Source organism: Embleya sp. NPDC056575 (assembly GCF_042793325.1).
Lineage (GTDB): Bacteria > Actinomycetota > Actinomycetes > Streptomycetales > Streptomycetaceae > Embleya.
Map to the genome: position 1 here is coordinate 149,679 of NZ_JBHTVA010000001.1, position 17,011 is coordinate 166,689.

A 17,011-nucleotide genomic window follows, 5' to 3' on the forward strand; every position below is an offset into this window, starting at 1 on the left:
ATCGTTCGGGGATCGGAATCGGGTTCACGATCGGGCGGGTTCGGGCACCCGCTCCTGCTTGCGCTCGTGGCGACCCAGCACCAGGTACAGCCCACCCGCGACGATCGCGCCCGCCAACCACGACAGGTCCACGTTGCCGATCGCCCGGGCGCCCGGCCCGCGCAGCGCCTCGGGGACGCCGTACTCGAAGCACCAGGTGGCGACCATGCCGCACAGCAGCGCGACGATCGCCGACCAGCGCACGTCGGCGAGCAGGCCGCGACGCGGCGCGGCGTACAGCGCGGCGATGTCCACGCGCTGTCGGGCGAACACGTAGAAGTGCACCAGCATCACCGCGGCCCACGGCGCGACCCAGGTGACCATGCCCGCGAGCCAGGTGTCCAAGGTGTGCGCCAGGCTCGCCCGGAAGATCAGGAACAGCGTGAACACGGTGGCGAACGCGCCCACCAGACAGGACAACACGCGCCGCGAGACCTTGATGTCCAGGGTCTGCGCACAGAGCGAACAGCTGTACAGATTGAGGATGTTGGTGGCGATCGGCCCGTGCAGCACGAGCAGCAGCACGGGGATGGCGAGCGGGCCGAACGAGTCGACGATCAGTTGCCCCGGGTCGGCCTTGGTGTTCACCGTGGCCAGTGACGCGCCGAGCACGCCGAGCCAGACCACGGGGACGAACTGGCCCAGCACGCTGGCCGCGTACAACTTGCGGCGGGAGGTGGTGCGCGGGACGAAGCGGGAGTAGTCGGAGGCGTAGGCGAACCACGTGATGCCCCAGCCGACGCCGATCGCGGTCATCACCGTGCTCATCGCCGACCAGCGGTCGCCGCCGCTGAGCGTGCTCGCGTGGCCCCAGTCGATGTCGAGCCGGGTCCAGGCCACCGCGGTCATCGCGGCCAGCACGACCAGGGTGGCGGGTACGGTCCAGCGCTCGAAACCGGCGATGGCGGCGAAGCCGGACGCGGCGATCGCGATCTGGACGGCCATCACCACCAGGACGACCACGACCTTGGTGCCGTTGCCGCCCTCGTAGCCGACGCTGTCGAGGAGGGCCATCACGAGGTCGAGCACGATCCAGGTGTTGATCGCGCACCACCCGGCGGAGATCACGCCTTGGACGGCGGCGGGCAGGTAGGCGCCGCGCCGACCGAACGCGGCCCGGGCCAGCACCATCTGGGTCACGCCGGTGCGCTGGCCCATCAGTACGAACAGGCCGAAGACGCCCATGCCGATCAGGTTGCCGACGATCAGGACCAGTACGGTGTCGACCAGTCCCAGGCCGAGCACGATGCCGAGGGCGCCCAGGACCCAGTTGATCGGCGCGATGTTGGCGCCGGCCCAGATCCAGAACTGGTGCGCGGGCGTCGAGTCGCGGGCCTCGTCGGGTACCGGTTCGAGGGACTGGGTGTGGTCGACCGCGCGCTCGGGGCGGGCGGGCTGCGCGGGGTGCGCGGGGTGGTCGAGGGTTGTCACGGAGACCTCCGGTGGGACGGAGCGGAGCACTGCGATGGGCGATGCGGTGCGATGCGATGCGGTCTGCGGTGAGAGCTACGGTGGGGTGATCACCGAAGGGTCCTCGGCCGGGCGGGTCGTGACAACGGACACCGTGACCGCCATACTGACGGATCTTCCGGACGGAGTGTCCATGACGCTGTCCCTGCGCGCGGTCCTCGACCATCCGCTGATGCGCGGAGCCGACCCGGCGGTACCGGATCCGCACGCGGACCTGGATCGCCCGGTGCGCTGGGTGCACTCCAGCGAGATCTACGAGATCGCCCCGCTGCTGCGCGGCGACGAACTGCTGCTCACGACGGGTCTGGGCCTGGCCGGACGGGACGCGGGCGAGCGGCGACGCTATGTCACGGAGCTGGCGGCGGCGGGCGTGGCGGGGGTTGCCCTGGAGGTCGGCCGTACATTCCGCGAGGTCCCGGACGACGTGGTTCGCGCGGCGGCGGACGCGGGTCTGCCGCTGGTCGTCCTGCGCGGTGTCGTGCCGTTCGTCGAGATCGCCGAGGCGGTCAACGCGGCCATCCTCGACTCGGCGGTGACGCGACTGCGCCACGTCAACCGCGTCGTGCGAACCCTGTCCGGAGTCCTGGCGCGGGGCGCGGGCGTCGAAGAACTCACCACCACGCTGTCCACGCTCACCAACCGCCCGGTCGTCCTGACGGCCCTCGACGGAACGCTCACCGCCTACGCGGGCACGGACGACCCGACCGCGGTCGTCAGGACCCCGACAGCCGAATCCGGCGTCGAACTCAGGGGCGCACTGTGGGGCCGCCTACTCCTGGGCGCGGCAACGGCGGGAACGGCGAACACCACCCCATCCCCGGGCACGGATGACGCGGCCGAGACCACAACGGGCGCAACCAGGACAGCGGGCAGGCCGGAGACGGCGAACGCCAACCAATCGCCGAACGCGGCGGGCGCGGCGGGCGCGGCGGGCGCGGCGGGCGCGGCGGGCGCGGCGGGCGCGGCGGGCGCGGCCAATACCAACACGGCCGCCATGACGAACGCCTACCCATCGCCGGGCGCGGCAGGCGCGGCCAACCGCAACGCGACCGGCCCCACGACCGGCGCGGCCGGGACACCGGGCACGGCCGGCGCGACGGACGCCACTGACATGCCGGGCGCGGCAGGCGCGGCCGGCCCCCACACGGCCAACCCCACGACCGGCGCAACCAGGACACCGGGCGGATCGGCGACGGCAAGTGTGGCCGCCCCAAGCGTCGCCACCGCCGACGGTCCCTGGTCGACCGCGGGAGCGGCGATCGCGCGGGAGGTGGCCGAGCACGCGGCGCAGGTGTTCGCGCCCGCCCTGTTGCGGCTCGCCGACCGTGGTGGCTGGGTGGGTCGCGAGCGGCGGGAGCTCGTCGAGGGGCTGCTCGACGACACGTTGCCCCCGCGCGAGGTGGCCGCGCGGTTGACGGTGTGCGGCCTCGTCCCGGCCGGCACCGCCGTGTGGGCGACCATCACCCTGAGCCGGCCCGACCCGGTGCAGGCGGTGACCACCCTGTACGAGGGCCTGCGGGCGTGCGGCGGCCGCGGCCTGGTCAGCGACGCCCCCGGCGGCGCGTACGCCCTGATCGCCCTGGACCGCCCCACCCACGTCGCCGAACTCGCCGACCGCCTCGGCCTGCCCGCGGCCACCGGCCACGAGCCGACCGCCGCCCTCGGCCCGCTCGTGCGGGACGTGGCCCGGGTCGGACACAGCCTGCGCGCCGCGCGGGACACCCTGCGCCTGGCCCGCCGAGTGCACCCGATCCGGCCCGCCGGCGTCGCCGAAACCGTACTCGCCGACGACTGGGCCCTGGAACGCCTCCTGGACGGGCTGCCCCCGGAGGAACTGGCCGACCTCGTCGAGGACCAACTCGGCCCGCTCCTGGCCGCCGACGCCACCCGCGGCACCGGCCTGGTGGACACCCTCGAGGCGTACCTGCGCTGCGGCTGCTCCAAGACCGAGACCGCCGGCGTCCTGTTCCTCCGCCGCCAATCGGTCCACCAGCGCCTCGCCCTGATCGAATCCCTGCTTCACGTAAGCCCCGACGCCCCCGACCGCCAGGGCCCCCTACGCGCCGCCCTCACCGCCCGCGACCTCCTCACCACCCGAGGCCCCAACCCGACGTAGTACCGCACGCGACTCGAGCCCCGTCCATTTCCGGCCACGACCGCCGCCCCGTCGACGACCCGCGACCCCATGATCACCTTGAGTTCATCCCGACTTGGGCCAACCGTCCCGACTGTGTCGCGATGGCGGAAATTGTTATATCCGGGCCTGGTGGCAAAAGCGGAAATCAGCCGCCATTGTGGACAGTTCGATCTTGACGGGAGACTCGCCGGAATGGGAATCTCGGCTGCCCTCATCGAGGGTCTTTTTCGGTCCTGGGGGGGACGAAGCGGTCTTCGGGCGAGTGCAGCGAACCGTCTCGGTGGCGATTCTCGTTTCGGGTGACGCGAGTGATCCTCCGGGATGCGATTCACTCCTGCCCAAGAGGTATCTCCATGTCTTCGTCCTCCACGATCGCCCGCTGGGCGGCCGTATTGGCCATACCGTCACTGGCCGTGGCGGTCGGCGCGGCGCCCGCGCTCGCCTCCGGCAACACGTACACCGTGAAGCTGCACCAGCAGACGCCGGTGTCGGCCACCGACCCCGGTGTCTCACACGAGGGCGGATGCCCGGCTCCGGCCGACCAGGACGGCTGGCACTTCGTGCTGCCCACCAACGCCGCGACGTTCGTCAAGCTGACCGTGACGTTCCAGCCGGGTGGCCAACAGGTCGTCACCACGTTCGGTCCGCCGACCGACAAGCACGCGTACGTGGCCTCGCCGGCCGGCGCCAAGCTGACCTCGGCGGTCGCCGAGGTCAAGGGCGGCAGCGTCACGTTCTTCAACCTGTCCCACACCTGCCCGGCGAAGTCGACGCCCACCAAGCCGCCGACGACCCCGCCGAGCACCACTCCGCCCACCACGCAGCCGCCCACGACGGCCCCGCCGACCACGGCGCCGCCCACCACCCGGCCCCCGACGACGGCGCCGCCCACCAGTGGGACGCCGACCACGGCCCCGCCGACCGGGACCCCGTCGACGTCCGTATCGGCGTCGCCCTCCACCTCGGCGACCGCCACCCAGCCCGCGACCACCGGCGGCGGTGGCGGCGGCTCGCTCGCCAGCACCGGCGGCGTGGCGGTGGGCGGCCTCCTGGCCACCGCAGCGGCCCTGGTCGGCGGCGGCATGATCCTCCGCAAGCGCCGCGGCAACCGCGCCTCCTGACCCGGAGCGCGACACGGGTCCGCACCATCGGGTGAACCGACCCGCCGTACGTGCGGTGTCCCGCCGAGCCGACGCCCGGCGGGACACTTCGCGTTCCGGGCCCGGGTGCGAGAGGTCGGCCGGACCCGACGAGACCGTGCGGGTGTGGGACCCGGCTTCGGGACAGCCACACCACACGCCCCGCACCGGCCACACCTCCTCTCACGCCCCGGCTTCGGCACTATGTGCCCGATTCACCGAGGCCGTGTTGGCGAGGGCGCACCGTGAAACGTCGGGCCGGTGCTGCCTAGCGTGGGTGCATGATCGTGATTACCGGGGCCGCGGGGAAGACCGGGCGGGCGTTGACCTGGGCGTTGGCCGAGCGTGGGGTGCGGGTGCGGGCGTTGGTCCGGCGGCCCGAGCAGGTCGCGGTGGCGGTCGCGGCCGGGGCGAGCGAGGCGGTGGTGGGCGACGTCACCGCGCCGGCCGACCTCGCCGAGGCGCTTGCCGGGTGCGAGGCGATCTATCACATCGCGCCGAACGTGCACCCGGACGAACCGGCCATCGGGCGCGCCGTGATCGCCGCCGCCGAGCGGGCCGGGGTGGACCGGTTCGTGTTCCATTCCGTGTTGCGGCCCCAGCTGCGGGCGATGCCGCATCACGAGGCCAAGGCGCGGGTCGAGGAGGCCCTGTTCGAGTCGGGCCTCGCGCTGACCGTGCTGCAGCCCGGGCCGTACCAGCAGAACATCCTGGACGCCCGCGACGCGATCGTGCGGATCGGCGACTACGTGGTGCCGTACCGGGTGGACGCCCCGTTCGCCGCCGTCGACCTGCGCGACGTGGCCCAGGCCGCGGCGGTCGTGTTGTGCGAGGACGGACACGAGAACGCGGTGTACGAGCTGGCCGGCCCGGAGGCGCTGACGCCGCGGCTGATGGCCACGCACCTGGCCGCCGTACTCGACCGCCCCGTCACCGCGCGCCGGATCGATCCGCGCGAGTGGTGCGAGAACGCCCGCGCCGGCGGCCTGTCCGGCTACGCCCTGGACACGCTGACCGCGATGTTCGCGTTCTACGACCGGCACGGCCTGACCGGCAATCCGCGCACCCTGGCGATGCTGCTCGGCCGGGCGCCGACCCGCTTCGAGGACTTCGCCCGACGGGTGTTCGCCCCCGACGACGCCCACTACGCTCCGGGCTTCCAACACCAAGTATTGCCAAGTGAGCGCGATTCCTTGGGCAGTAACTGACGGCGAGCAACGCCGCGTCGCCGCCTAACTTGGACGCATTCGACGCCGGACTGCGCACCGCCGCACACATGCAGAAAGGGGTGTTCGACGTGAGCGGACCGCTCTGCGATCTCGTCGTGCTCGACCTCTCCCGCGCCCTCGCCGGCCCGCACGCCGCGATGATGCTCGGCGACATGGGCGCCCGGGTGATCAAGGTGGAGAACCCCGACGGCGGCGACGACACCCGAGGCTGGGGCCCGCCGTTCGTCGGCGCCGAGGACGCCCGCGAGTCGACCTACTTCCTCTCCTGCAACCGCAACAAGGAGTCGATGGTCCTCGACCTGAAGTCCGAGGAGGGCCGGGCCACCCTCGCCCGGCTGATCCGGCACAGCGACGTGCTCGTGGAGAACTTCCGCACCGGCGTGCTCGACCGGCTGGGCTTCCCGATGGAGGAGCTGACCCGGCTCAACCCGCGCCTGGTGGTGTTGTCCATCACCGGCTTCGGCCACGACGGTCCGCAGGGCGGCCGGCCCGGCTACGACCAGATCGCCCAGGGCGAGGCGGGCCTGATGAGCCTGACCGGCCCCGGCCCCGACGACCCCACCAGGATCGGCGTGCCGATCGGCGACCTGCTGGCCGGGATGTACGGCGCCTACGGCGTGGTCGCCGCGCTGCACGAGCGCGAGCGCACCGGCCTGGGCCGGGTCGTGCGCACCTCGCTGCTGTCCGCGATCGTCGGCGTACACGCCTTCCAGGGCACCAACTACACCGTCGCCGGCCAGGTCGGGCGCGCGCAGGGCAACCTGCACCCCTCGCTCCAGCCGTACGGCTCCTACCGCTGCAAGGACGCGATCATCCAGGTCGCGGTGGGCAGCGAGAAGTTGTGGGCCAGGTTCGCCCCGATGGTCGGCCTCGCGGTGGACGACGCCCGGTTCGCGGTCAACGCCGACCGTGTGGTCAACCGGGCCGAACTCGCGGAGGCGATCAACGCCGCGTTCGCCGCGCGCGATGTGGACGACCTGCTGCCCGAGCTGGCCGCCGCCGGCATCCCGGCCGGCGAAGTGCGCACCATCGACCGGGTCTACGACTGGGACCAGACGAAGTCGCAGGGCCTGCTCCTCGACGTCATGCACAGCACCCTCGGGCCGATCACGCTGCCCGGCCCGCCGATCCGCCTCGACGGTGTCGACGGTACGAGCGACGACGGACGCCGGCGGCACGACGCCCCGCCGACGCTCGGCCAGCACACGGACAGCGTGCGGGCCTGGCTCGACGCCGAGGACGCCCGCGCCCTGCACGCCGCGCGGCGCGCGTGAGGGCCGAGCAGGTGGGGGCGCAGGCGGTGACGGCCGAGCCCGCTCCCGCCCCGCCGTCCCGCCGCCCCCGCGTCGGCGCGCACGACCTCATCCGCCTCGTCCTGGACCCCGACACCTGGACGAGCTGGGACGCCCCGCCGCACCGCCCCGAGCGCCTGGACCCCGGCTACCGCGACGAGTTGCGCGCCGCCGAGGCCAAGAGCGGCGTCGACGAGTCCGTGGTCACCGGCGAGGGCCGGATCCGGGGCCGCCGGGTGGCCGTGGTGGCCTGCGAATTCGGCTTCCTGGCCGGGTCGATCGGGGTCGCCTCGTCCTCGCGCCTGGTCGCCGCGATCGAACGGGCCACCGCCGAGGGCCTGCCCCTGGTCGCCTCGCCGACCTCCGGCGGCACCCGGATGCAGGAGGGCACGGTCGCCTTCCTCCAGATGGTCCGGATCAGCGCCGCCGTCGCCGCGCACAAGAGCGCCGGCCTGCCCTACCTCGTCTACCTGCGCGGCCCGACCACCGGCGGCGTACTCGCCTCCTGGGGCTCGCTCGGCCACGTCACCGCCGCCGAACCCGGCGCGCTGATCGGCTTCCTCGGCCCGCGCGTCTACGAGGCGCTGTACGGGCGGCCGTTCCCCGAGGGTGTCCAGGTCGCGGAGAACCTGTACGCGCACGGCCTGGTCGACGCCGTCGTCGAGCCCGACCGGCTCGGCGACGTGGCCGCCCGGGTCCTGGACATCGTCACCGCGCCGCGCGAGAGCCTGCCCGACGTGGCCCCGCTGCCCGTCGAGGACCTGGCCGACGTACCCGCGTGGACCTCGGTCGAGCTCTCCCGTCGCCCCGAACGCCCCGGCGCGCGCGCCCTGCTCCGGCACGCGGCGAGCGCCGTGGTGCCCCTGCACGGCACCGGCCAGGGGGAGAGCGACCCCGGCCTGCTGCTCGCGCTGGCCAGGTTCGGCGGCGCGCCCTGCGTCGTGCTCGCCCAGGACCGCGCCCGCCAGTCCAGCCACGGCCCGTTCGGCCCGGCCGGCCTGCGGGTGGCCCGCCGCGGCATGCGCCTGGCCGCCGAACTCGACCTGCCGCTGGTCAGCGTCGTGGACACCGGCGGCGCGGCGCTCAGCCCGGAGGCCGAGGAGGGCGGACTGGCCGGGGAAATCGCCCGCTGCCTGGCCGAACTGGTCACCCTGCCCACGCCGACCCTGTGCCTGCTGCTGGGCCAGGGCGCGGGCGGCGGCGCGCTCGCCCTGCTGCCCGCCGACCGGGTGCTCTGCGCCCAGCACGGCTGGTTGTCCCCGCTGCCGCCCGAGGGCGCCTCGGCGCTGCGCTACCGCACGCCCACCCGCGGCGCCGAGATCGCCGCGGCGCAGGGCATCCGCTCGCTCGACCTGCTGCGCGACGGCGTGGTGGACCGGATCGTCGCGGAACGGCCCGACGCGGCCGACGAGCCGATGGCGTTCCTGGCCCGGCTCGCGCAGGTCCTGGAGTACGAACTGGTCGGCCTGCTGCGCCGACCGACCGAGGAACGCCGCGCGGCGCGGCTGGAGCGGTACGCCCACCTCGGCTGCTGAAACGAGCGCGCGCCCCGCGTGGACCCCCGAACCCGGGCGCGCGCCACTCGGCAATTTCTGCCAGATCGATCGGTGTTTGTAGTCAAATGACTCTCAAGCCATCGACCCGGTTCCCCACCTAGAGTCCCAATTCCCGGACGGACGACGGCCCAACGGGCCGAACCGCGACGGGTGCATCGGGACTCCCGCGTACGACAGGACAGGAGAGTTCGACACATGACAACTCCCCGCACCGCGAACGGCACCCGGAGCACGAACGGCACCGGGAGAGTGCTCATCGCCCTCGGCGGCAACGCCATGACGGGGCCGGACGGGAGCGCCACCCCCGACGCCCAGCGGGCGGCCGTCGCGGTGGCGATGGAGGCGGTGGCCGACCTGATCGTCTCCGGCGTCGACGTCGTGCTCACCCACGGCAACGGCCCCCAGGTGGGCAACCTGCTGGTCAAGAACGAGTTGACCGCGCATGTCGTGCCTCCGGTGACCCTGGACTGGTGCGGCGCGCAGACGCAGGGCACCCTCGGCTTCACCGTCGTCTCCGCCCTGGAGGCCGCGCTGCGCCGCCGCGGGCAGCCGGCCCGGGTGGCGGCCGTGGTCACCCGGACCCTGGTGGACGCCGCCGACCCGGCGTTCGAGCACCCGACCAAGCCGGTCGGCCGGCATCTGCCGCAGGCCGAGGCGGAGCGCTTCGTCGCGCTCGGCCAGCACTGGGAGGATCGGGGCGCCAAGGGCTGGCGTCGGGTGGTTCCGTCACCGGATCCGCTGGAGGTGGTCGACGCGCCGGCCATCCGCACCCTGGTCGCGGCGGGCTTCACCACGGTCGCCGCCGGTGGTGGCGGCATCCCGGTGGTGCGCGACGCGGACGGCGCCGAGCGCGGCGTGGAGGCGGTCCTGGACAAGGACCTCACCGCTGCCCTGCTCGCCGCGTCGGTCGACGCGGACGTGCTGGTGATCGCCACCGACGTACCCAACGCGATGCTCGACTACGGCACCGCGAACCAGCGCGAGCTGGGCCGGGTCACCCCGGAAGAGCTGCGCGAGCACGCCGCGGCGGGGCAGTTCGCGGGGGGCAGCATGGGGCCCAAGGTCGAGGCGGCGGTGCGCTTCGTCGAGGCGGGCGGCCGGCGCTCGGTGATCACGTCCCTGGACCGGATCACCGCCGCGGTCGCCGGCGAGGCGGGCACGGTGGTGGAGGCGAACGCGGCGGCGGTCGCGGCGGCGGCACCGGCCGTGGCGACGGCGGACGCCGGGTAGCGTCCCGTCGGCCCGCGCGCCCCGACGCGCGGGCACATACGACGCGGGCAACGCGTCCGGAGCGGCCACAACATCCGGATCGGCCACAACATCCGACGCGGCCGAAGCGGTGCAACCAGCCGCAAAGGTCGCAAAATCGGTCAGTATCGGTAATTCAGCGAACTCCAATGAACGAGGTGGAACGAGTGCCCAGGCCGATCGAGGTTCACAAGGTCGCCATCGAGAGCGTCACCGACGCGTCCGGATTGGCCAAGCTGATCGACGACGGCGTGTTCGCCGCGGACGACGTGCTCGCCGTCATCGGCAAGACCGAGGGCAACGGCGGGGTCAACGACTACACCCGCATCCTGGCCGACCGCGCCTTCCGCGAGGTGCTGGTCGAAAAGGGCAAGCGTTCGGTGGAGGAGGCCGGCAAGGTACCGCTGGTCTGGTCCGGCGGCACCGACGGCGTGATCTCCCCCCACGCGACCGTCTTCGCCTACGCGCCGGAGAACCGGTACGAGCCCACCGACGAGCCGCGTGTGTCGGTCGGCGTGGCGATGAGCGAGACGATCCTGCCCGAGGACATCGGCCGGGTGCCGATGGTGGAGAAGGTCGCCGCCGGCGTGCGTGCGGCGATGGCGGTCGCGGGCATCACCGACCCGGCCGACGTGCACTACGTACAGACCAAGACTCCGCTCCTGGTCCTGGACACGATCAATGACGCCAAGTCGCGCGGGTTCGACGTGTGGACCGAGGACACCCTCAAGTCCATGGACGTCTCCAACTCGACCACCGCGCTGGGCATCGCCGTCGCGCTGGGCGAGATCGACCTGCCGACGGCCGAGCAGATCCACCGCGACCTGTCGCTGTACTCGTCGGTGGCGTCCTGCTCCTCCGGCGTGGAACTCGACTGCGCGCAGATCGTGGTGGTCGGCAACGTGCGCGGCGTCGGCGGCCCGTTCCGGGTCGGTCACGGCGTGATGAAGGACGCGCTCGACGCGGACGGCATCTGGTCGGCGATCCGCTCGGCCGGGATCGACCTGCCGGAGCGTCCGCACACCTCCGACCTCGGCGACCGCCTGGTCAACGTGTTCCTCAAGTGCGAGGCCGACCCCAGCGGCAGCGTGCGCGGCCGGCGCAACATCATGCTGGACGACTCGGACGTGCACTGGCACCGGCAGATCAAGGCCACCGTCGGCGGCGTGACCGCGGCCGTCACCGGCGACCCGGCCGTGTTCGTCTCGGTCGCCGCCGTGCACCAGGGCCCCTCGGGCGGCGGGCCGGTCGCGGCCATCGTCCGGATGGACTGACGCACCCGCGCTCCCGGTACCCCACGCCGACGGCCACCGCTTCCCGTTCCGGGCGGTGGCCGTCGGCGTGTCCGCCCCCGCGCTGCGCGGTCCCACCCCACCGGCACCAATCCCCGCACGTGTTACGGAAGTTGCCGGTCGGTGACGCAGGGACTCGGATAAGCTCCGTACGCCCGTAAGACGCCATGGGTGAGCGCGCGAGACATCGACGAGGAGCAGCCGTGGTCGAGCGGGAGCAGGACGAGTGGGGCTTCGACGCCCTGCCGGAGGGGGAGTCGCCCGAGGACTGGGCGCCGACCGGGATCGACGTCACCGTGCCCAGCGTCGCGCGGGTCTACGACGCCATTCTGGGTGGCAAGAACAACTTCGCGGTGGACCGCAGGATCGCCGACGAGGCGCTTGCGAACCTCTCCAACGAGGGCGCCTGGCACAACCGGCACATCCTGGCCCGGGGCGTGCGCTATCTGGCGGCCCGGGGCATCGACCAGTTCGTCGACCTGGGTTCGGGCCTGCCGACCGTGCAGAACACGCACGAGGTCGCCCAGGAGGTGAACCCCGACGCGGCCGTCGTCTACGTGGACAACGATCCGATCGTGCTCGCGCACGGGCGGGCGCTGCTCGCGGACAACCACCGCACCCGCGTGGTGACCGCCGACCTGCGCGATCCGGCCGACGTGCTGGCCCGCCCGGAATTGCGCGAACTCATCGACTTCACCCGCCCGGTCGGTCTGCTCCTGGTGGCCGTCCTGCACCATCTCGCCGACGACGAGGACCCCGCCGGCGTGGTCCGCGCCTACCGCGACGCACTGCCGCCGGGCAGCTACATCTTCATCACCCACTTCTGCGACTCCACGCCGGAGGGGCGCGCGCTGGAAAAGATCTTCCTGACCCAGCTGGGCAGCGGTCGTTTCCGGCCCCTGGAGGAAATCGAGAGCTACTTCGACGGCCTCGAACTCGTGGACCCCGGCGTGGTCCTCCTCCCCCTCTGGCACCCGGACGAGCCGGTCACCCGCCCACTCACCCCCGAAGGCCACCTGTCCGTAGGCGGAATCGGCCGCCTCCCGGGCTGACCCTCGAACCCACGGGGGTGTCCGGTTGGGGCGCGTCGGGGGTTGGGGGGGTGGGGGTGGCATTAGCCTCGGGGATCATGAGGATCGCCATTATCGACGACTATCAGGACGTGGCTCGGGGGCTGGCCGACTGGGGTTCGCTCGACGCCGAGTTGCACGTGTTCACCGAGCCGTTCGCCGATGGTGACGCGGTGGTCGCCGCGCTCGCCGGGTTCGAGGTGATCGTCGCGATGCGCGAGCGCACCCGGTTTCCGGCGGAGGTGTTGGACCGGTTGACCGGACTGCGACTGCTGGTGAGTACCGGGCCGGTGAACGCGGCGATCGACGTGGCGGCGGCGCGCGGGCGTGGTGTGGTGGTCTGCGGGACGGGCTATGTCGCCCATCCGACCGCCGAGCTGACCTGGGCGCTGATCCTGGCCGCCGCCCGCAACCTGCCGGTCGAGGAGCGCTCGATGCGGGCCGGCGGCTGGCAGGTGGGGCTCGGCGTCGGCCTGCGCGGCAAGGTGCTCGGCGTGCTGGGCCTGGGCCGGCTCGGCAGCGAAGTGGCCCGGATCGGCCACGCGTTCGGCATGGAGTGTGTGGCCTGGAGTCCGCACCTGACCCCGGAGCGGGCCGCGGCGCACGGCGTGACCGCGGTGACCGAGGAGACGTTGTTCGCCCGGTCCGACGTGCTGTCCATCCACCTCGTCCTCGGCTCCCGCACCCGGGGCCTGGTCGGCGCCGCCCAACTGGCCCGGATGAAGCCGACCGCGATCCTGGTCAACACCTCGCGCGGCCCCATCGTCGAGGAGTCCGCCCTCCTGGACGTCCTGCGCCGCCGGGCCATCGCCGCCGCGGCGCTGGATGTGTACGACGTCGAACCGCTGCCCGCCGACCACCCGTTGCGCACACTGGACAACGTCGTGCTCACCCCGCACATCGGCTACGTCACGCGCGAGCTGTACGAGACCTTCTACCGCGACGCGGTCGAGGACATCGCCGCGTACCTCACCGGCGACCCGATCCGGGTCATGCGGTAACGGAACGCCCCGGGCGGTCGACGGGGCCGGCGGGACCGCCGTCCGCGGCTCGTGGACGCCGTCCCCGACGCGGAGCTTCCGGCGTACCGCGGGCAGGAGCCGCGTCGGCGCCGCCGGCCGCACCACTCAAAAGCGCACGCGGATAGCGCGCCGGCCACACCGCGCCGGCCCGAGCGTGACCGAATCGGCCCGAGCCGCCCGGGTCACACCGCCGCCGGGTGCGTCGACGCCGTATCCGTCACGGTTCGCGACGCCGGCCGTCGCTGTCGCGACGCTCCGTGCCGCCCATACCGCCGGTGTCGTCCACCCGATCGGCGCCGTGCGCCCGCAGCCACCCGTGCGTACGGGCGCGCCTGCCACGACGTGCGGCGTGGGCGCCCGCCGGGCCGTCCGCGTGCCACCTCAGGTAGGCGAAGACGGCGATCAGGAGCAATGCCGGCACCCACACGGCCACCGCCACCACGACCACCACGGGCGCACCCGTGAGGATCGCGGCGATCAGCAGCCCGATCGAGGTGCCGGACAGCAGCAGCGCCGTCCACTTCAGGATCGTCGGCCAATGCGGCGTGCCGATACGCACGCCGATGCCGAATCGACGGTGCCTCGGAGCCGGTACGGGGGGCGGGTCGTCGAACACGCGCAGCAGTTCCACCAACTGCTCGTCGTGCGCCAGGGATTCCTCCATGCGCGCGAGAGTGCGCCGTTCCCGGCCCGAAAGCGAAGGTCCGCTCACCACATCCACCTCCCAGCCGGAGCTGCGGGGCGAGACCCGCCGACGAGGCGCGCCCGGCGATCGTCGCCGGGGTGAACCGTGCGTCGGCCGGACCCACCGGCGGCCCGGTCTCGGACTCGGATCACTCACAGACGGGATCACTCACAAACGGTGAATCCCGATGACACCCCTGAGCGCGAGAATCAGCGCCATCAGGCACGCCACCGCACCGACGATCACGTTGCTGGTGATGGTCCGCGTGGTGTCGAAGGAACCGCTCACGGCCCAGGGCGCGACGATCGTCCACACACCGATGCCGAACGCGGCCCAGCTCATCGCGTGCGTGCGTTCGTAGGCGGACCCGAAGGCGCCCATCATCAGCAGCGCCAGCGCCACGCCGGTGATCAGGTTGTTCGTGGTCAAAGTCGTGAAGCCGTTGAACCCGACGATCCAGGGGGAGGCCGCCAGGTATACACCGCACAGCACGCCCAACGCTTCCGCGGCCTGCGCCACCGCGCCGGTGGTGGCGCGTTCGGAACGAAGCCGCATGTTGATTATGTCCGGGTGCTGTTCAATCGATGGCGCTGTCGATGTCGATGTCGATGTCGACGTGGACACGTCCACCACCCTCTTTCCGAGAATCGCAGTCCCTTGGTTGATAGCCCTCCCACCTGCGACTAATCCGCTCAAACCTCAATATTTACCGACATTTCGTTCGACCGGATTGACACAGCCACTACATATCGAGAAAACTGGATTCGATCCCGCGCCCCTCGGCGCCCACCACCCCCGGAAGGCAGCCCGCAGTGGACCCCCTGGCCGTACACAAGGCGCTCGCCAACCCGGCCCGGCTCCGCTTCATGCAGTGGCTGAAGGAGCCCGCGAAGTACTTCGACGAGGACTCCTACCGACAGCAGGGCCTGGGCTTCCACATCGGTGTCTGCGTCGGCGACATCCAGTCCCGCGCCGGCCTCGCCCAGTCCGTGGTGTCCGGCTACCTCCAGACCCTCAAGGACGCGGGACTGCTCGAATCCGAGCGAATCGGCAAGTGGACGTACTACCGGCGCGACGAACGCACGATCGCCGAGTTCGCGGAACACGTCCGCACCGAACTCTGACCCGGACACTCCGACCGTCATACGTACACGCACCCCCGTACGTACACGCGTGCGTTCGCACGACCAAACTCATCTACATATCTCGATATGTATCACCGGCACTCGACGACAAGGCCACGATGAGAACCACCGGCATCACGATCGCAACCCTCGCCCTCGGCGTATTCGGGATCATCACCACCGAGATGGGCATCGTCGGCGTGCTGCCCCAGGTGGCCGACCGGCTGCACGTCGGCACCTCGACCGCCGGCCTCCTCGTCGGCGCGTTCGCCCTGATGATCGCGGTCTCCGGGCCGTTCATGACGCTGTTCGCGTCGCGGATCGACCGCAGGACCGTGCTGGCCTCGGCGATCCTGGTGTTCGCGATCTCCAACGCCGTGTACGCGCTCACCACCCGGTTCGACGTGATGCTCGCCTTCCGGATCCTGCCCGCCGTCGTCCATCCCGTGTTCTTCTCCGTCGCCCTGACCACCGCGGCCCGCCTGGTTCCGGCGGCGGACGCCACGCGCGCCACGACCCGTGTGTTCGCCGGCGTCACCGTCGGCTTCGCCCTCGGCGTGCCGCTGACCTCCTACCTGGCCGAACACCTGTCCCTGGAAGCGGCGTTCTGGTTCGGCGCCGCGATCAACCTGCTCGCCTTCCTGGGCATCCTGCGCTTCCTGCCCACCATGCCGGTGCAGCGTCGGCTGTCGTACGGCGCCCAGGTCGGCGTGCTGCGCAGTGGCCGGATGTGGCTGAGCATCCTGTCGGTGGTCTTCGTCTTCGCGGCGATGTTCTCGGTCTACAGTTATTTCGCCGCCTATCTGGACGAGGTCACCGGGATGGACGGCTCGTGGGTCGGCGCGCTGCTGATGGTGTTCGGCCTCGTGATGATCCTCGGCAACTTCGCCTTCGGCGCGCTGCTGCGGCGCGACGCGACCCGCACCGCGCTCGCCTTTCCCGCCCTGTGCCTGGCCGTGTACGTCCTGCTCTACGCGGTTGGTCCGCACGTCGCGCCGATGCTGGTGGCGATACCGATCTGGGGCCTGGTGCACTCCGGCGGGCTGATCGTCAGCCAGTACTGGCTCGGGCGCGACGCGCGCGACGCCCCCGAGTTCGGGAACAGCCTGTTCATCTCCTTCTCCAATCTCGGGATCACCGCGGGCACCACGATCGGCGGCCGGCTCCTGTCCGTCACCGGCCCCCGGCAACTCGCCTGGCTCGGCGCCGGTTTCGCGCTCGCCGCGCTGGCCTGCATGGTGTTGCGGCTGAGCCTGGACCGGGTGCGGCCCGGAGTGGTGGCGCAACTTCCGGTGTGACGCGGGTGCGGTCGTTCGGGGTTTTGTGAGCGCTCGTGTGCACACTGTGGCTATGGAAAAGCTCTCCTTGGAAGCCCAGGTCCGCGAACTGCTCAAGCTGGCCGCCACCGCCTCTACGGGGCGCAGCGCGCACACCGTGTACGGGGGCCACGAACATGTGCTGCGGCAGACGCTGATCGCGCTGAACGCGGGGACCTCACTGTCCGAGCACGAGAATCCCGGCGAGGCGACCCTGCTGGTGTTGCGGGGGCGGGTGCTCCTGATCGACGGCGAGACGTCGTGGGAGGGACGGACGGGCGACTTCCTGGTCGTACCGAAGTCCCGGCACAGTCTGGACGCCCTGGAGGACTCGGCGGTACTGCTCACCGTCGCCAAGCACGGGTGAGCGACGGCGTCGGGATCACGGCGCG

Annotated in this window: 15 protein-coding genes; 12 read left to right on the top strand and 3 right to left on the bottom strand. The window is 72.1% G+C overall.

The genetic code is table 11. The annotated features are described in order from the left end of the window. Window positions 1-24: 24 nt before the first annotated feature. Window positions 25-1,470, bottom strand: coding sequence for a purine-cytosine permease family protein (locus tag ACFRCG_RS00655; RefSeq protein ID WP_380027173.1), 1,446 nt, complete (start codon window positions 1,468-1,470; stop codon window positions 25-27). 172 nt (window positions 1,471-1,642) lie between these two features. Between ACFRCG_RS00655 and ACFRCG_RS00660 the strand changes: the two genes are divergently transcribed. From ACFRCG_RS00660 to ACFRCG_RS00700, 9 genes are all read left to right on the top strand, one after another. Continuing rightward, on the top strand, window positions 1,643-3,625 hold the full coding sequence (locus ACFRCG_RS00660; protein WP_380027175.1) for a PucR family transcriptional regulator ligand-binding domain-containing protein: 1,983 nt from the start codon (window positions 1,643-1,645) through the stop codon (window positions 3,623-3,625). 374 nt (window positions 3,626-3,999) lie between these two features. Further along, window positions 4,000-4,767, top strand: a complete 768-nt coding sequence (locus tag ACFRCG_RS00665) for an LPXTG cell wall anchor domain-containing protein (RefSeq protein ID WP_380027177.1) — start codon at window positions 4,000-4,002, stop codon at window positions 4,765-4,767. A gap of 299 nt (window positions 4,768-5,066) precedes the next feature. Next, window positions 5,067-5,993 (top strand): SDR family oxidoreductase, encoded by a 927-nt coding sequence (locus ACFRCG_RS00670; RefSeq protein ID WP_380027179.1) that lies wholly within the window; start codon window positions 5,067-5,069, stop codon window positions 5,991-5,993. A 29-nt stretch (window positions 5,994-6,022) separates the two neighbouring features. After that, entirely contained in the window at window positions 6,023-7,288 is a 1,266-nt protein-coding gene (locus ACFRCG_RS00675) for a CaiB/BaiF CoA transferase family protein (protein WP_380027181.1), read from the top strand. A 26-nt stretch (window positions 7,289-7,314) separates the two neighbouring features. Continuing rightward, window positions 7,315-8,841, top strand: a complete 1,527-nt coding sequence (locus ACFRCG_RS00680) for a carboxyl transferase domain-containing protein (protein ID WP_380027433.1) — start codon at window positions 7,315-7,317, stop codon at window positions 8,839-8,841. A 216-nt stretch (window positions 8,842-9,057) separates the two neighbouring features. Further along, window positions 9,058-10,092 (top strand): carbamate kinase, encoded by a 1,035-nt coding sequence (locus ACFRCG_RS00685; protein WP_380027183.1) that lies wholly within the window; start codon window positions 9,058-9,060, stop codon window positions 10,090-10,092. A gap of 185 nt (window positions 10,093-10,277) precedes the next feature. Continuing rightward, window positions 10,278-11,384, top strand: coding sequence for a ring-opening amidohydrolase (locus tag ACFRCG_RS00690; RefSeq protein WP_380027185.1), 1,107 nt, complete (start codon window positions 10,278-10,280; stop codon window positions 11,382-11,384). A 221-nt stretch (window positions 11,385-11,605) separates the two neighbouring features. Continuing rightward, a complete protein-coding gene (locus ACFRCG_RS00695; protein WP_380027187.1) occupies window positions 11,606-12,454 on the top strand; it encodes an SAM-dependent methyltransferase in 849 nt (282 codons plus the stop codon). A gap of 77 nt (window positions 12,455-12,531) precedes the next feature. Continuing rightward, the gene (locus ACFRCG_RS00700; RefSeq protein WP_380027189.1) at window positions 12,532-13,473 is read left to right on the top strand and encodes a D-2-hydroxyacid dehydrogenase family protein; all 942 of its coding nucleotides are present in this window, start codon (window positions 12,532-12,534) and stop codon (window positions 13,471-13,473) included. Window positions 13,474-13,711: 238 nt separating this feature from the next. On the opposite strand, the gene ACFRCG_RS00705 is transcribed toward ACFRCG_RS00700, so the two are convergent. Together ACFRCG_RS00705 and ACFRCG_RS00710 are read right to left on the bottom strand one after the other, a co-directional pair. After that, window positions 13,712-14,158, bottom strand: a complete 447-nt coding sequence (locus ACFRCG_RS00705; RefSeq protein WP_380027191.1) for a hypothetical protein — start codon at window positions 14,156-14,158, stop codon at window positions 13,712-13,714. 189 nt (window positions 14,159-14,347) lie between these two features. Then, complete coding sequence (locus ACFRCG_RS00710; RefSeq protein ID WP_380027193.1) at window positions 14,348-14,803, bottom strand: SPW repeat protein; 456 nt, start codon at window positions 14,801-14,803, stop codon at window positions 14,348-14,350. Window positions 14,804-14,991: 188 nt separating this feature from the next. On the opposite strand from ACFRCG_RS00710, the gene ACFRCG_RS00715 reads away from it, so the two are divergent. The 3 genes from ACFRCG_RS00715 to ACFRCG_RS00725 all read left to right on the top strand — a co-directional run bounded on the left by ACFRCG_RS00715 (window position 14,992) and on the right by ACFRCG_RS00725 (window position 16,986). After that, complete coding sequence (locus tag ACFRCG_RS00715; RefSeq protein WP_380027195.1) at window positions 14,992-15,303, top strand: ArsR/SmtB family transcription factor; 312 nt, start codon at window positions 14,992-14,994, stop codon at window positions 15,301-15,303. 119 nt (window positions 15,304-15,422) lie between these two features. After that, the gene (locus tag ACFRCG_RS00720; RefSeq protein ID WP_380027198.1) at window positions 15,423-16,601 is read left to right on the top strand and encodes an MFS transporter; all 1,179 of its coding nucleotides are present in this window, start codon (window positions 15,423-15,425) and stop codon (window positions 16,599-16,601) included. Window positions 16,602-16,653: 52 nt separating this feature from the next. Then, window positions 16,654-16,986, top strand: coding sequence for a LuxR family transcriptional regulator (locus tag ACFRCG_RS00725; protein WP_380003784.1), 333 nt, complete (start codon window positions 16,654-16,656; stop codon window positions 16,984-16,986). Window positions 16,987-17,011 lie beyond the last annotated feature (25 nt).

Excerpts from the sequence above, each read along its gene's own strand:
- ACFRCG_RS00665 (WP_380027177.1), top strand. The coding sequence starts at position 4,000 with ATGTCTTCGTCCTCCACGATCGCCCGCTGGGCGGCCGTATTGGCCATA.
- ACFRCG_RS00670 (WP_380027179.1), top strand. The coding sequence starts at position 5,067 with ATGATCGTGATTACCGGGGCCGCGGGGAAGACCGGGCGGGCGTTGACC.
- ACFRCG_RS00700 (WP_380027189.1), top strand. The coding sequence starts at position 12,532 with ATGAGGATCGCCATTATCGACGACTATCAGGACGTGGCTCGGGGGCTG.
- ACFRCG_RS00685 (WP_380027183.1), top strand. The coding sequence starts at position 9,058 with ATGACAACTCCCCGCACCGCGAACGGCACCCGGAGCACGAACGGCACC.
- ACFRCG_RS00725 (WP_380003784.1), top strand. The coding sequence starts at position 16,654 with ATGGAAAAGCTCTCCTTGGAAGCCCAGGTCCGCGAACTGCTCAAGCTG.
- ACFRCG_RS00705 (WP_380027191.1), bottom strand. The coding sequence starts at position 14,158 with ATGGAGGAATCCCTGGCGCACGACGAGCAGTTGGTGGAACTGCTGCGC.
- ACFRCG_RS00720 (WP_380027198.1), top strand. The coding sequence starts at position 15,423 with ATGAGAACCACCGGCATCACGATCGCAACCCTCGCCCTCGGCGTATTC.
- ACFRCG_RS00660 (WP_380027175.1), top strand. The coding sequence starts at position 1,643 with ATGACGCTGTCCCTGCGCGCGGTCCTCGACCATCCGCTGATGCGCGGA.